This is a genomic window from Erwinia sorbitola, from assembly GCF_009738185.1.
Taxonomy (GTDB): Bacteria; Pseudomonadota; Gammaproteobacteria; order Enterobacterales; family Enterobacteriaceae; genus Erwinia; species Erwinia sorbitola.
In genome coordinates this window covers 380,233-393,790 of sequence record NZ_CP046509.1, presented here as the reverse complement: position 1 = coordinate 393,790, position 13,558 = coordinate 380,233, and the positions used below count along the sequence as shown (strand labels likewise).

Annotated in this window: 13 protein-coding genes; 6 read left to right on the top strand and 7 right to left on the bottom strand. The window is 55.6% G+C overall.

Annotation, left to right across the window (positions count from 1 at the left end; all coding sequences use genetic code 11):
- Nucleotides 1-82 precede the first annotated feature (82 nt).
- Nucleotides 83-808, top strand: coding sequence for an NUDIX hydrolase (locus GN242_RS01680; RefSeq protein ID WP_156286827.1), 726 nt, complete (start codon nucleotides 83-85; stop codon nucleotides 806-808).
- Here the strand turns inward: GN242_RS01680 and tauD are convergent.
- The 5 genes from tauD to GN242_RS01655 all read right to left on the bottom strand — a co-directional run bounded on the left by tauD (nucleotide 805) and on the right by GN242_RS01655 (nucleotide 5,766).
- Nucleotides 805-1,644 (bottom strand): taurine dioxygenase, encoded by an 840-nt coding sequence (gene tauD, locus GN242_RS01675; protein WP_154754407.1) that lies wholly within the window; start codon nucleotides 1,642-1,644, stop codon nucleotides 805-807. The genes GN242_RS01680 and tauD overlap by 4 nt on opposite strands.
- Nucleotides 1,641-2,468 (bottom strand): taurine ABC transporter permease TauC, encoded by an 828-nt coding sequence (gene tauC / locus GN242_RS01670; protein ID WP_156286826.1) that lies wholly within the window; start codon nucleotides 2,466-2,468, stop codon nucleotides 1,641-1,643. The genes tauD and tauC overlap by 4 nt, the downstream gene beginning before the upstream one ends.
- Nucleotides 2,465-3,232, bottom strand: coding sequence for a taurine ABC transporter ATP-binding subunit (gene tauB, locus GN242_RS01665; RefSeq protein ID WP_154754405.1), 768 nt, complete (start codon nucleotides 3,230-3,232; stop codon nucleotides 2,465-2,467). Before tauB ends, tauC begins: the two co-directional genes overlap by 4 nt.
- Nucleotides 3,233-3,246: 14 nt before the next feature.
- Nucleotides 3,247-4,224, bottom strand: a complete 978-nt coding sequence (gene tauA / locus GN242_RS01660) for a taurine ABC transporter substrate-binding protein (protein WP_156286825.1) — start codon at nucleotides 4,222-4,224, stop codon at nucleotides 3,247-3,249.
- 939 nt (nucleotides 4,225-5,163) lie between these two features.
- Nucleotides 5,164-5,766, bottom strand: a complete 603-nt coding sequence (locus tag GN242_RS01655; RefSeq protein WP_154754403.1) for a LysE family translocator — start codon at nucleotides 5,764-5,766, stop codon at nucleotides 5,164-5,166.
- A 59-nt stretch (nucleotides 5,767-5,825) separates the two neighbouring features.
- On the opposite strand from GN242_RS01655, the gene GN242_RS01650 reads away from it, so the two are divergent.
- From GN242_RS01650 to GN242_RS01640, 3 genes are all read left to right on the top strand, one after another.
- Entirely contained in the window at nucleotides 5,826-6,842 is a 1,017-nt protein-coding gene (locus GN242_RS01650; protein ID WP_156286824.1) for a hydrolase, read from the top strand.
- Nucleotides 6,842-7,060, top strand: a complete 219-nt coding sequence (locus GN242_RS01645) for a YheU family protein (protein WP_156286823.1) — start codon at nucleotides 6,842-6,844, stop codon at nucleotides 7,058-7,060. The genes GN242_RS01650 and GN242_RS01645 overlap by 1 nt, the downstream gene beginning before the upstream one ends.
- A gap of 75 nt (nucleotides 7,061-7,135) precedes the next feature.
- A complete protein-coding gene (locus tag GN242_RS01640) occupies nucleotides 7,136-8,005 on the top strand; it encodes a phosphoribulokinase (protein ID WP_154754400.1) in 870 nt (289 codons plus the stop codon).
- Between the two features lie 14 nt (nucleotides 8,006-8,019).
- Here the strand turns inward: GN242_RS01640 and GN242_RS01635 are convergent, their stop codons facing one another.
- On the bottom strand, nucleotides 8,020-9,195 hold the full coding sequence (locus GN242_RS01635; RefSeq protein ID WP_154754399.1) for an amidohydrolase: 1,176 nt from the start codon (nucleotides 9,193-9,195) through the stop codon (nucleotides 8,020-8,022).
- Between the two features lie 285 nt (nucleotides 9,196-9,480).
- Entirely contained in the window at nucleotides 9,481-9,888 is a 408-nt protein-coding gene (locus GN242_RS01630; protein WP_156286822.1) for an OsmC family protein, read from the bottom strand.
- A 366-nt stretch (nucleotides 9,889-10,254) separates the two neighbouring features.
- Here GN242_RS01630 and crp point away from each other — a divergent pair, with 366 nt between their 5' ends.
- Both crp and GN242_RS01620 read left to right on the top strand, forming a co-directional pair.
- Nucleotides 10,255-10,887 carry a cAMP-activated global transcriptional regulator CRP gene (gene crp / locus GN242_RS01625; protein ID WP_000242758.1) on the top strand — a complete coding sequence of 211 codons (633 nt, stop codon included), beginning with the start codon at nucleotides 10,255-10,257 and terminating at the stop codon, nucleotides 10,885-10,887.
- A gap of 57 nt (nucleotides 10,888-10,944) precedes the next feature.
- Entirely contained in the window at nucleotides 10,945-13,023 is a 2,079-nt protein-coding gene (locus GN242_RS01620; RefSeq protein WP_154754397.1) for a YccS/YhfK family putative transporter, read from the top strand.
- Nucleotides 13,024-13,558: the final 535 nt, after the last annotated feature.

Sequence of the window (13,558 nt, the reverse complement as noted above, 5' to 3'; positions counted from 1 at the left end):
TTTTTCCGGCCGTACGGCATGATTGAATCAGTACGGTGGGGCTGATAATGTGTCCGAGCGACACTTCCTGCGGATAAAAAGTATGACATCTGAACAAGAGTATCTGGCACAGTACGACGCCACACGCTATGCATCGCCGATTGTCACCGTCGACAGCGTGCTGTTTACGCTGTGGCAGGAGCAGCTGTGCGTACTGCTGGTACAACGTGCCAATCATCCGCAGCGTGGCTGGTGGGGGTTACCTGGGGGGTTTATTGATATGCAGCAGGACGACTCCACGCGCGCCACGGCGCTGCGTAAGCTGCGCGAAAAAACCACCGTCAATCCACCGTGGCTGGAGCAGCTGGCGACCTTCTCTGGCCCTGATCGCGATCCGCGTGGCTGGAGCCTCACCACCGCCTGGTATGCGCTGATCGCCGCTGAAAACTGCCGCACAGAGAGTAATGACGTCAGTGATGTTCAGTGGCGACCGCTCGCCGGACTGGCGCTGCGCAATGACATTGCCTTTGACCACCAGCAGATTATTGCCAAAGCGCTGCAACGGCTGCGGCAGAAAACGCTCTACTCCATGCTGCCGGTTTACTGCCTGCCTGCCGCCTTTACTCTCACCCAGCTACAGGACGTGACCGAAACCATCCTTGACCGTCCGGTGCAGCGTAAGAGTCTGATTCGCCGCTTTGAAGCATCAGAGATGTTCGAGGAAACCGGTGAGAGTGTGGCCACCGGGGCACGCAGGGCCAAACTGTATCGCCTTAAGCCCGGCGTTGATATCCATAACTTTTCACGCAACCTGATGAGCGACAATTAAAAGGGCTTGTCCCCTAATATCGTTGCTCTGTGCATGATGCGGCGTGCCGGTAAATAATCCGCATTGGCATAATGCTGCGTCACGCGGTTATCCCAGATGGCCACATCACCCACCTGCCAGCGCCAGCGTACCTGGAAGTCAGGTTTGGTAACATGCGCAAACAGGAAGTGCAGCAGCGCATCACTCTCCTTCTCTTTCAGCCCGACGATGCGTGTGGTAAAGCCTTCGTTAACGAACAACGCCTTTTTACCGCTGACAGGATGGGTGCGGATTACCGGATGTAACACTGGCGGATTCTTCGCCACTGCCTGTAGCCAGCGCTGATGATCTTCTTCACTGCCGCGATATTTATACTCCTGGAAGGCTTTGCGGAAATCATGCTCGGCCTGCAAACCATTCAGCAACACTTTGAACGGTTCAGATAACGCTTCATAAGCAGCAATACCGCTGGTCCACAGCGTATCGCCTCCGGTTTCTGGCAGCTGTTTTGCCGCAAGAATTGCCCCGGCTGGCGGAGTTTCAATAAAGGTGACATCGGTATGCCAGTTATCGTTATCTGGCGGATTATCATCATGGGTATCCAGCACGATAATCTCCTCCACGCCCGGCGCATGAGGGTAGACCGGATGAATATGCAGATCGCCAAAACGGGCCGCCAGCTGACGCTGCTGTTGCGGAGTCAGCGGCTGATCGCGCAGGAACAGCACCTGATGGCGGATCAGAGCATGATAAAGCTGCTCATACTGGGCATCGCTTAACGGGCGGGTCAGGTTTACATCACTGACCAGCGCGCCGATATAGGGGCCAAGGGGCTGAATTTTAATTCGTTCGTTCATTGTTGTACTCCATGCCAGGGGGTGAGGCGGCGCTGCAAGGCACGCAGCCCCAGCTCCAGCGCAAAAGCAATCAGGGCGATCACCGCAATACCCGCCAGTACCACATCGGTAGCGAGAAACTCCCCGGCAGACTGCACCATAAAGCCCAGCCCGCGGGTAGCGGCGATCAGTTCTGCGGCCACCAGCGTCGACCAGCCGACGCCAAGACCAATACGAATTCCGGTGAGGATCTCCGGCAATGCACCGGGCAGGATCACATACCACAGCACTTGCCAGCGGCTGGCACCGAGGGAGCGCGCCGCCCGCAGGCGCACCTGCTGGGCGCTTTGCACTCCGGCCAACGCCGACATAGCTATCGGTGCGAAAATCGCCAGGTAGATCAGTAATATCTTCGAGGTTTCGCCAATGCCAAACCAGATCACCATCAGCGGCAGATAGGCTAGCGGTGGCACCGGACGATAAAGCTCAATCAGCGGATCCAGAATGCCGCGAACGGTATCATTCAGCCCCATAAAAATACCCACCGGTACGCCAATCAGCGTGGCAGCCAGCAGGGCAACGATAATGCGCGTCAGGCTGGCTCCCAGATGCTGCCATAGCGTAGCGTCCATAAATCCGGCGGGGCTGGCGATGGTAAGCAGCTGGTGTAACACCTGCTGCGGTGGCGGCAGAAACAGCGGTGCGATCAGCTGTAAGGCGGTCACCGCCCACCACACTGTCAGCAGTACCAGCAGCGTTCCCAGACTAAGGGTCAGCTGACGTGATAGCGGCCAGCGCAGTCTCAGACGACGCACAGTACTTTTTTCAGTAATCAGAGAGCTCATGCAAATACCTCGCGCTGCTGAAACACCCGACTGAGGACATATTCACGGCGTTCAATAAACGCAGGATCGGATTTAATAACGCGGCAGGGTTCTCCTGCCGCATAACGACGGCCAAAGTCGAGGGATAGTCGTTCAACAATGCGTCCAGGCCCTGGTGACAGCAGGATCAGTTCACTGGCGAGAAACACCGCCTCTTCAATATCGTGAGTAATCAGCAGGATCTGTTTGCCACTATCGCGCCAAAGCGTCAGCAACAGCTCCTGCATCTGTTCGCGGGTAAAAGCGTCGAGCGCGCCGAAAGGTTCGTCCAGCAGCAGCAAACGAGGATCCGCCGCCAGCGCACGGGCGATGCCAACGCGCTGGCGCATGCCGCCGGAAAGCTGCCAGATAAAGCGTTTTCCGGCCCCTTCCAGCCCCACTTTTTTCAGCATCTTGCTGGCTATCTCTCGGCGGACATTCTTCTCCACTCCCGCCAGCTGTAGCCCGAAGGCCACGTTATCGAGCACGTTGCGCCACGGCAGCAGCCCTTCATGTTGAAACACCACGCCACGGTCGGCTCCCGGCCCGGTGACCGGCTGGCCGTCCAGCGTGATACTGCCGCTATCTGCCGGAATAAAACCGGCAATCAGGTTCAGCAGCGTGGTCTTGCCACAGCCGGAAGGCCCCAGAACCACCACCAGCTCTCCGTTGCCGATCGACAGGTTGATATCCTGTAATGCCAGCTGTCCTGCATAGCTGGCGCGAAGATGAGAGACTGACAGCATGGTTCTGGCTCCTGTTATTGTGCGAGTGGTTTTACAAAGCGGTCGGTCACATAGCTGCTGTAATCGGTAGCCACTGACGGTACCTTGCCCTGCTCTTTCAGGAACTGTGCGGTATCTACAATCGCCTTGTTAACCGGGCCGTTAAGCTGGTCCACCTGCTGCTTTGCGGTCAGATAGGTATTCCCTTCCACCAGAACCGGAACATCGGCATTCGGTACCCCGCTAAAGCGCGAGAGCTTAGTCAGGTTTTCTTCCTGTTTCAGCCACTGCTGTGGATTATCGAGATAGGCTTTTTGCGCCTCCAGCGCACTGCGGGCAAAGGCGGTAACCACTTCCGGATGTTGCTGCGCGAAGTCTTTACGCACCACCCAGACATCCAGCGTTGGCGATCCCCATTTCCCGACCTGAGCAGAGTCAGTCAGCACCTTGCCGTCTTTCTCCAGCTGATTCACAGCAGGTGCCCAGACGTAAGCGCCATCGATATCACCACGCTGCCAGGCAGCAAGAATTGCCGGAGGTTGCAGGTTAATAATCTGTACCTGGCCGGGCTTAATACCCCAGTGTTTTAATGACGCCAGCAGGCTGTAGTGAGTGGTAGAAATAAACGGTACCGCGATACGCTTACCGATAAGGTCTTTTGGCTCCCTGATCTCTTTTTTCACCACCAGCGCTTCGGAGTTACCCAGCTGCGAGGCCAGCAGGAACACTTCGATCGGCAGTTTTTGACTGGCGGCCACCGCCAACGGGCTGGAGCCAATATTACCAATTTGCACATCACCGGAGGCCAGAGCACGAATGACGCTGGAACCGCTGTCGAATTTACGCCAGTCAACTTTTGCGCCGCTCTCTTTAGCAAAAGTGCCGTCAGCCTGCGCGACTTTCGCCGGTTCTGCCGATGTCTGATAGGCGATGGTGACATCCACCGCCTGAACGCTGAGTGCTGTCAGTGACAGCGCCGCTGCCAGAATTGAAAGTGTGAATTTACCCGCCATAGCCCGCTCCAAAAAATTATAGTTATAGGTGAACACCACCTTTGTAACCGGGCGCGACTATCGTAATAAAGTAATTAAAACTTCTTTTTTATATCAAAAATTACTTAGGAGGAATTGTGAATTGGTTTGCCGAAAAATGGGTTTAATCCGCTGCAATAAAAAACCACCGCAAAGGCGGTGGTTCAGGGGATTCACATCGTCGAGGTGGCAACTACTATACGCACTACTGTACGCCAGCGAGACAAGGCGCCAGACGTTAAGCAAGCGCAGCATTCATCAGTATGTGACCATGGCGAGACGGCGCAGTAACGCCGTAACTGGGTGTACATCGTCGACAGGACAACGCCTGTACGCCAGCGAGACAAGGCGCCAGACGTTAAGCAAGCGCAGCATTCATCAGTATGTGACCATGGCGAGACGGCGCAGCAACGCCGTAACTGCGGTGTACATCGTCGACAGGACAACGCCTGTACGCCAGCGAGACAAGGCGCCAGACGTTAAGCAAGCGCAGCATTCATCAGTATGTGACCATGGCGAGACGGCGCAGCAACGCCGTAACTGCGGTGTACATCGTCGACAGGACAACGCCTGTACGCCAGCGAGACAAGGCGCCAGACGTTAAGCAAGCGCAGCACTCATCAGTATGTGACCATGGCGAGACGGCGCAGTAACGCCGTAACTGCGGTGTACACCGTCGACAGGACAACGCCTGTACGCCAGCGAGACAAGGCGCCAGACGTTAAGCAAGCGCAGCATACATCAGTATGTAACCATAGCGAGACGGCGCAGTAACGCCGTAACTGGGTGTACATCGTCGACAGGACAACGCCTGTACGCCAGCGAGACAAGGCGCCAGACGTTAAGCAAGCGCAGCATACATCAGTATGTGAGCATGGCGAGACGGCGCAGCAACGCCGTCGCAGCGGTGTACAGGCGTTGTCAGTGCCAGATGAGCAAAACACACCCCGCCGTTAACCCCCCCATAAATACGTTGAAAATAGTCCAGGCGCGGCGACTACGCAGAATGCGCCCTATCAGCGTACCGAAGCCTAACCAGATCACACCGGAAACCACATTGACCAGCGCCATACCAATACTGATAGCAATTACCGAACTGCGGTAGGCTTCACCTGCCAGACTGAAGCTGGCGACAGCACCGAGCGCCATCAGCCAGGCTTTTGGATTGATCAGCTGCAACAGCCCGCCCTGCCAGAACGGCATCGGTGCGGCAGGAGCATTGTTCGTTTCCAGTTTTTCATATTCGGCAGTACCGATCTTCCACGCCAGCCAGAGCAGGTAAACACTGCCTGCTATCTTGAGGAACAGATGAAGGGAAGGGTAAAGCAGAATTAAACCACCTACGCCAAAGGCAACCATCAGCAGCATCACCTGCATGCCGATCATTATGCCTATCAGCAACATCAGAGAGCGCAAAAAACCAAAATTAGCACCTGAGGCGGTGAGTAACATATTATTAGGGCCGGGCGTGATCGCTGCGACCCAGAGAAAACCTAACATGGATAAAAACAGACTCAGTTCCATAGAACGGGTGCTCCCACCCCTCTGAAAAATTAACAACCTGACGAAGCTAACAGCGTGCTATGGATCCTACAAGCTCTTCCCCGATAATTTTTAGTGCCATGACAGATAACGCTTTCCGCCCATTACCGGGCGCCAGCAACCCGCATCTGCAAACGATATTGCCACGGCTGTTGCGCCGTCGTATTACTCTGCAACCCCACTGGCAGCGTCTGACGCTGCCGGACAGCGACTTTGTTGATCTGGCGTGGAGTGAAGACCCGGCCAGCGCGCGTGATAAACCTCGTGTCGTACTGTTCCACGGGCTGGAGGGCAGCTTCCACAGCCCTTATGCACACGGTCTGTTGCAGGCGTGGAAAGATCGCGGCTGGCTTGGCGTGGTGATGCACTTTCGCGGCTGTAGCGGCGTGCCTAACCGGCTCAACCGTATCTATCATTCCGGCGAGACCGGGGATGCCAGCTACTTTCTGCAATGGCTGCGCGATGAGTGGGGCCGGGTTCCTACCGCTGCGGTTGGAATTTCGCTGGGTGGCAATATGCTGGCCTGCCTGATGGGCAGACAGGGAGAGGAGTGCCTGCTGGATGCTGGCGTGGTGGTGTCTGCTCCACTGATGCTGGAACCCTGTAGCCAGCGGCTGGAGCAGGGATTTTCCCGCGTCTATCAGCGCTATCTGCTGGGGCTGTTAAAACAGAATGCCGAACGTAAACTTCGCGCATGGCCCGGAACTCTGCCCGTGGACATGGCCCAGTTAAAATCGCTGCGTCTGCTGCGCGACTTTGACGATGCGATTACCGCTCGCGCGCACGGCTTTGATGATGCCACCGACTACTATCGCCGTTGCAGCGCTCTGCCGCTGCTGCCGGGCGTGCGAAAACCGTTGCTGGTGATTCACGCCAAAGACGATCCATTTATGACCCCTGAGGTGATCCCGGACTCAGCCATGCTGCCCGCCTGCGTTGAGTATCAGCTCACACAGCACGGCGGCCATGTTGGCTTTGTCGGCGGTACGCTGCGCAAACCGACTATGTGGCTGGAGCAGCGTATACCTCAGTGGCTTACCCCCTGGCTGGAGAAATAATGATTATTCCGTGGAAAGACCTGGATAACGAAACCCTCGATAACCTGATTGAATCCTTTGTGCTGCGCGAAGGCACCGATTACGGCGAGCAGGAGCGGTCGCTAAAACAGAAGGTGGATGATGTGCGCCGCCAGCTCCACAGTGGCGAAGTGGTGCTGGTGTGGTCTGAACTGCATGAGTCCGTCAACATCATGCCGCGCAGCCAGTTTCGCAATTAAGCATTGATGACTTTGACGGGGAAAACATGTTACCTATGATCCGTCAGTAAGATCTCTCTGAGGGAGTAGTGCGTTATGTCAGCCAAACATCCGGTTATCGCCGTCACGGGTTCCAGCGGTGCGGGAACCACCACCACCAGCCTGGCCTTCAGGAAGATATTTCAGCAGCTTAATCTGCGCGCCGCTGAGGTCGAAGGGGACAGTTTCCACCGTTTTACCCGTCCGGAAATGGATATGGCGATCCGCAAAGCGCGCGATATGGGTAAACACGTCAGCTATTTTGGCCCGGAAGCCAATGATTTCGGCCTGCTGGAACAGACGTTCACTGAATATGGCCGCAGCGGCAGCGGTAAGTCGCGTAAGTATCTGCATACCTATGATGAAGCGGTGCCGTGGAATCAGGTACCGGGCACTTTCACACCCTGGCAGCCGCTGCCTGAACCCACCGACGTGCTGTTTTATGAAGGATTGCATGGCGGAGTGATGACACCGCAGCACAATGTGGCCGAAAAAGTCGACCTGCTGGTCGGCGTGGTGCCTATCGTCAACCTGGAGTGGATCCAGAAGCTGGTGCGGGACACCGGTGAACGCGGCCATTCGCGCGAAGCCGTGATGGATTCGGTAGTGCGTTCAATGGAGGACTACATTAACTTTATTACGCCCCAGTTCTCCCGCACTCATATCAACTTCCAGCGCGTACCAACGGTAGATACCTCAAACCCCTTCGCCGCACGCGGCATCCCGTCGCTGGATGAAAGTTTTGTGGTGATCCACTTCCAGGGGCTGGAGGATATCGACTTCCCTTATCTTCTGTCGATGATACAGGGATCGTTTATCTCCCATATTAAAACCCTGGTAGTGCCGGGTGGGAAAATGGGGCTGGCAATGGAGCTGATTATGGGGCCGCTGGTCAAGCGTCTGATCGAAGGTAAGAAAATCGGCTGACCCGGCCCCGGCCATTACGCCTTGATCAGCAGTCGATGAATCAGTGCAGTATGCAGACTGACCCCTATTTTCAGAACATCTTCGTCAAGACGGAAATGGGGGTTATGCAGTCCCCAGCAGGTGCCTTTTTGTTTATTACCCGAGCCAACCCACAGGAAACAGCCCGGCACCACCTGCTGATAGGCCGAGAAGTCTTCGCAGCCAAACATCGGGCTATGCATGCTCTGCAACGCCTCTTTTCCCAGCGCCGCCTTCACACTCTCCTCAGCGATGCGGCAGGCGTCCGGGTGATTGACCCCCATGGTGTAACCCGGCGTCCATTTGAGCACATAGCTGGCACCTACGGCCTGCGTCATACCATCCAGCAGTTGAGATACCATCTGCGGAATGCAGGTACGGTTATGCTGACTCAGGGTACGCAGCGTACCGCGCAGGTGCGCCTTATCAGGGATCACGTTATAGCCTCCCTCAGCCATAAAACTCGCGACACTCAGCACTGCGCCATCGTTGGCATCCAGCCGGCGCGACACAATCTGCTGTAACGCCTGCACCACCCCAGCCCCCAGCACCAGCGGGTCGGTACTGTCCTGCGGCATCGCAGCATGAGAACCTTTGCCCTGGATAATCAGATCGAAGTTATCGCAGGCCGCGCTGAATACCCCCTCTTTTATCGCCACTTTTCCGGTAGGTAATCCTGGAAACACATGTAAACCAAAGATCTGCGCTACCCCATCCAGTACGCCCAGTTTCACCAGCTCGCTGGCCCCTCCGGGCGGCACCTCTTCTGCATGCTGAAAAATAAAGCGCACTTTTCCGTTAATCTTCTCCTGCTGCTGGCACAGCACCCACGCGGCCCCCATCAGCATGGCCGTATGCGAATCGTGCCCACATGCATGCATTACCCCATGGTTATGCGAGGTAAACGCCTCCTGGTTCAACTCTTCAATGGGTAAGGCATCCATATCTGCACGTAAAGCAATACAGCGGTCGCCATGCGGCCCGGCAAGCTCTGCCAGCACGCTATTTGGCGTCGGCCGGGTGAGGGTTAACGGGCCAAACTTTGCCAGTTCAGCGGCAACATAATCTGCCGTTCCCTGCTCATGAAAAGAGAGTTCAGCGTTTGCGTGAATATGACGCCGCCATTGCAGTACCTTTGATGTGACATCGTGAATTAAACTCTCAGTATTCATCAGTGCTCCTTGATTGGTTGCAAGGTTAAGACCACAAACCAGACAACCCGGACGTTCGTTTAACCAGCCCGCAGGCCAGCAAGAAAGAAAGCAAAACAAGGAAAAATATACTGCTGGAGTCATCCACTCGCTGTGGCGTGAAATGCGGGTAGTTACCGTTCCGCATGATGTGCAGAAAATTGGCTATCAAAGGGGACAAATCGAAACAGGGAGGGGAAGATCACGGCAAGCTGCATCAGTTTCGGGCGGCCTGATAAGACCGCCGATTGGATTAAATCATCACTATCAGGTCAGCTCTATCACTTCATAGCTGTGGGTGATCTCCACGCTTTTCCCCAGCATAATCGCCACTGAGCAATATTTCTCTGCGGAGAGATCGACCGCACGTGATACCGCTTTATCGCCCAGAGCCTTGCCGCTGACAATAAAGTGCAGGTTGATATGGGTGAAAATGCGTGGAGCCTCTTCACGGCGTTCTGACGTCAGTTTAACCTCACAGTCGGCGACATCGTTACGGCCTTTCTGCAAAATAGACACCACGTCGATAGCACTACAGCCCCCGGCCGCCATCAGCACCATTTCCATCGGGCTGGGAGCTTTATCCCCTGCATTTCCATCCATCAGAATCTGATGGCCTGAGGAGGATTCTCCCAAAAACGTCATTCCTTCAACCCACTTAACTCGTGCATGCATCGCAAAATCCTCTCATTGAACCAGTGCAGAAAGAGTACGCTGCGCTAACAAAAACGGCAACGCCGCCGTTTTACAACTATGCTGAAGCGAGACAACAGAAGACAGTCTTGTAAAGCTGTGCTACAAACGAGGCTGCAATATTTTACTGGCATGAGAATGCACAGTAAAAACGGGACGACAGCTCGAGCCATGCTCCTAACAGAGGCCCGTACAAATTTCCTATGGGAACGCTTGACTATTTCAACGCCTGGCAGGGATTTAGCCCTGTATATCCAGCCTCCTCGCGCAGCAGTTCGGCGGCAACGCCTCTGTCACTCGTAGATGAAGGGTATATTTAGGCACGATTACAACAGAGGATAACAGCGAATGGTTCTCGGCAAACCGCAAACAGACCCTACTCTCGAATGGTTCCTGTCTCATTGCCATATTCACAAATATCCATCCAAAAGCACTCTGATTCATCAGGGTGAGAAGGCGGAAACCCTCTACTATATCGTTAAAGGATCGGTAGCGGTGTTAATCAAGGATGAAGAAGGCAAAGAGATGATCCTCTCCTACCTCAACCAGGGCGACTTTATTGGCGAACTGGGTCTCTTTGAAGAGGGGCAGGAGCGTAGTGCGTGGGTACGTGCGAAAACAGCCTGTGAAGTGGCTGAAATTTCCTATAAAAAATTCCGTCAGTTGATTCAGGTGAATCCTGACATTCTGATGCGCCTGTCTTCACAGATGGCGCGTCGCCTGCAAGTCACCTCAGAGAAAGTGGGTAACTTAGCTTTCCTTGATGTGACCGGACGCATCGCCCAGACGTTACTGAATCTGGCGAAACAACCGGATGCCATGACTCACCCGGATGGTATGCAGATTAAAATCACCCGTCAGGAGATCGGCCAGATCGTCGGCTGCTCCCGTGAAACCGTAGGTCGTATTCTGAAAATGCTGGAAGATCAGAACCTGATCTCCGCACATGGTAAAACCATCGTTGTTTACGGCACACGTTAACCGGCTCTGAACCCACGGCGCGACCCCCTGTCGCGCCGTTTTTATTTGGTGTGGCTCATGTGGCGGAGAATCATCTATCATCCCGAAGTGAACTATGCACTCAGGCAGACGCTGGTGCTCTGTTTACCTGTGGCGATCGGCTGGATGCTCGGCCATCTGCAAAACGGCCTGCTGTTCTCTTTAGTTCCTGCCTGCTGTAACAATGCTGGTCTTGATACCCCGCACAAGCGTTTCTTTAAACGCCTGATCGTCGGAGGCTGCCTGTTTGCCTTCAGCAGCTTTTTGATTCAATACGCTGGTGCCGAAGGGGTTCCCCTACCGCTGATCCTGCTGGTGATGGCGCTACTGCTTGGCGTCACCGGTGAGATCAGCCCGCTGCACGCACGTCTGCTTCCCGCATCGCTGATTGCCGCTATCTTCACCCTCAGCCTGGCCGGACGCATGCCAATGTGGCAGCCGCCGCTGCTCTATATTCTTGGCACTGTCTGGTACGGCGCTTTTAACTGGTTCTGGTTCAGGCTGTGGAAAGAGCAGCCGATGCGTGAAACACTCAGCCTGCTGTATCGGGAACTTGCCGACTATTGCGAAGCCAAATATAGCCTGCTTACCCGGCTTACCGACCCGCAAACTGCCTTGCCACCGCTGCTGGCGCGCCAGCAAAAAGCCGTCGATCTGATTAATACCTGCTACCAACAGATGCATATGCTTTCGGCCAGCCGCGATAGCCACTACCAGCGTCTGACACGGGCATTTCAGGTGGCGCTTGATTTACAGGAGCATATAGCGGTCAGCCTGCATCAGCCGGAGGAGGTGCAGAAGCTGGTGGAGCAGAGCCACGCCGAGGCGGTGATCCGCTGGAATGCGCAAACCATCGCCGCCCGCCTGCGCGTGCTGGCCGACGACATTCTCTACCACCGTTTTCCAGAGCGTTTCACCATGGAGAAACAGCTTCAGGCACTGGAGAAGATCTCCCGTCAGCATCCGGATAATCCGGTCGGCCACTTCTGCTACTACCACTTCAGCCGCATCGCCCGCGTGCTGCGTACCCAGCGTCCACTGTACCGCCGTGACCTGATGGCCGATCGCCAGCGCCGCCTGCCGCTGCTTCCTGCGTTGAAAAATTACCTGTCGTTAAAATCTTCAGCCCTGCGCACTGCCGCGCGTTATGCGGTGATGCTGGCCTTTGCCAGTTCACTGGCGCTGTTCTTCAACCTGCCAAAACCTTACTGGGTACTGATGACAGTGATGTTTGTCAGCCTCAACGGCTACAGTGCAACCCGGGTACGGATTCAGCACAGGGCTTTGGGAACGCTGGCCGGGCTGGCGATTGCTGCCGTGACTCTCGGCCTGCATGCGCCAGAGTCCTGGATATTACTGGTGATGCTGCTGATCACCCTGGTGAGCTATCTGTTTATCCGCAAGTTTTACGGCTGGGCAACGGTGGGGTTCACCGTCACTGCGGTTTACACATTGCAACTGCTGTCGCTGAACGGAGCCCAGTTCCTGCTGCCCCGATTGATGGATACGATAATGGGCTGCCTGATAGCCTTTGGTGGCATGATCTGGCTGTGGCCGCAGTGGCAGAGCGGTTTGATGCGTCAGAACGCTCACGATGCGCTGGAGGCTTATCAGGAGGCATTGCAGCTGTTATTGGGTAACGAACAGGATGCGGTGAAGCTGGCCTACCAGAGGATGCGGGTGAATCAGGCACACAATGCGCTGTTTAATTCACTACATCAGGCAATGCAGGAACCGGCCTTTAATTCCCGCTATCTGGCAGATATGCAGCTTTGGGTTACGCACAGTCAGTTTATCGTCGAGCATATCAACGCCATGACAATTCTGGCGCGCGAACATACCATGCTGACGCCATCGCTGGCAGAGCGCTATCTGCAATCCTGCGAAATTGCACTTCAGCGCTGTCAGCAGCGTCTGGAGTATGACGGGCCAGATTCAGGCAGTAATGTGCTGGACGCACCGGAGGATTTCCATCAAGGGCCGGTCACCATCCTTGAGCGACACATAAAGCGAATTCTTGGTCATCTTAGTGTGATGCACACCATTTCATCGCTGACGTGGAGCCAGCGCCCGCAACATGGCCAATGGTTGTCACGAAAATTGCGTAAATCGCAATAAATGCGGGTCAGGCATGCCTGACCCCTACGGCAATATGGCAATACGACACCACGCAGAGCCGATGCATCGTCCGGATCAGGCAATATGGCAATACGACACTACGCAGGGGCGAGGCACGCCTCACCCGGGTCAGGCAATATGGCAATACGACACCACGTAGGGGCGAGGCACGCCTCGCCCGGGTCAGGCAATATGGCAACACGACACTACGTAGGGGCGAGGCACGCCTCGCCCGGGTCAGGCAATATGGCAACACGACACCACGCAGGGGCGAGGCACGCCTCGTCCGGGTCAGGCAATATGGCAATACGACACCACGCAGGGGCGAGGCACGCCTCGCCCGGGTCAGGCAATATGGCAATACGACACCACGTAGGGGCGAGGCACGCCTCGCCCGGGTCAGGCAATATGGCAACACGACACTACGTAGGGGCGAGGCACGCCTCGCCCGGGTCAGGCAATATGGCAACACGACACCACGCAGGGGCGAGGCACGCCTCGTCCGGGTCAGGCAATATGGCAATACGACACCACA

What these genes read in the sequence shown, in the direction of transcription:
- GN242_RS01680 (WP_156286827.1), top strand. Translation starts at nt 83, where the DNA reads ATGACATCTGAACAAGAGTATCTGGCACAGTACGACGCCACACGCTAT.
- tauD (WP_154754407.1), bottom strand. Translation starts at nt 1,644, where the DNA reads ATGAACGAACGAATTAAAATTCAGCCCCTTGGCCCCTATATCGGCGCG.
- tauC (WP_156286826.1), bottom strand. Translation starts at nt 2,468, where the DNA reads ATGAGCTCTCTGATTACTGAAAAAAGTACTGTGCGTCGTCTGAGACTG.
- tauB (WP_154754405.1), bottom strand. Translation starts at nt 3,232, where the DNA reads ATGCTGTCAGTCTCTCATCTTCGCGCCAGCTATGCAGGACAGCTGGCA.
- tauA (WP_156286825.1), bottom strand. Translation starts at nt 4,224, where the DNA reads ATGGCGGGTAAATTCACACTTTCAATTCTGGCAGCGGCGCTGTCACTG.
- GN242_RS01655 (WP_154754403.1), bottom strand. Translation starts at nt 5,766, where the DNA reads ATGGAACTGAGTCTGTTTTTATCCATGTTAGGTTTTCTCTGGGTCGCA.
- GN242_RS01650 (WP_156286824.1), top strand. Translation starts at nt 5,826, where the DNA reads ATGGATCCTACAAGCTCTTCCCCGATAATTTTTAGTGCCATGACAGAT.
- GN242_RS01645 (WP_156286823.1), top strand. Translation starts at nt 6,842, where the DNA reads ATGATTATTCCGTGGAAAGACCTGGATAACGAAACCCTCGATAACCTG.
- GN242_RS01640 (WP_154754400.1), top strand. Translation starts at nt 7,136, where the DNA reads ATGTCAGCCAAACATCCGGTTATCGCCGTCACGGGTTCCAGCGGTGCG.
- GN242_RS01635 (WP_154754399.1), bottom strand. Translation starts at nt 9,195, where the DNA reads ATGAATACTGAGAGTTTAATTCACGATGTCACATCAAAGGTACTGCAA.
- GN242_RS01630 (WP_156286822.1), bottom strand. Translation starts at nt 9,888, where the DNA reads ATGCATGCACGAGTTAAGTGGGTTGAAGGAATGACGTTTTTGGGAGAA.
- crp (WP_000242758.1), top strand. Translation starts at nt 10,255, where the DNA reads ATGGTTCTCGGCAAACCGCAAACAGACCCTACTCTCGAATGGTTCCTG.
- GN242_RS01620 (WP_154754397.1), top strand. Translation starts at nt 10,945, where the DNA reads ATGTGGCGGAGAATCATCTATCATCCCGAAGTGAACTATGCACTCAGG.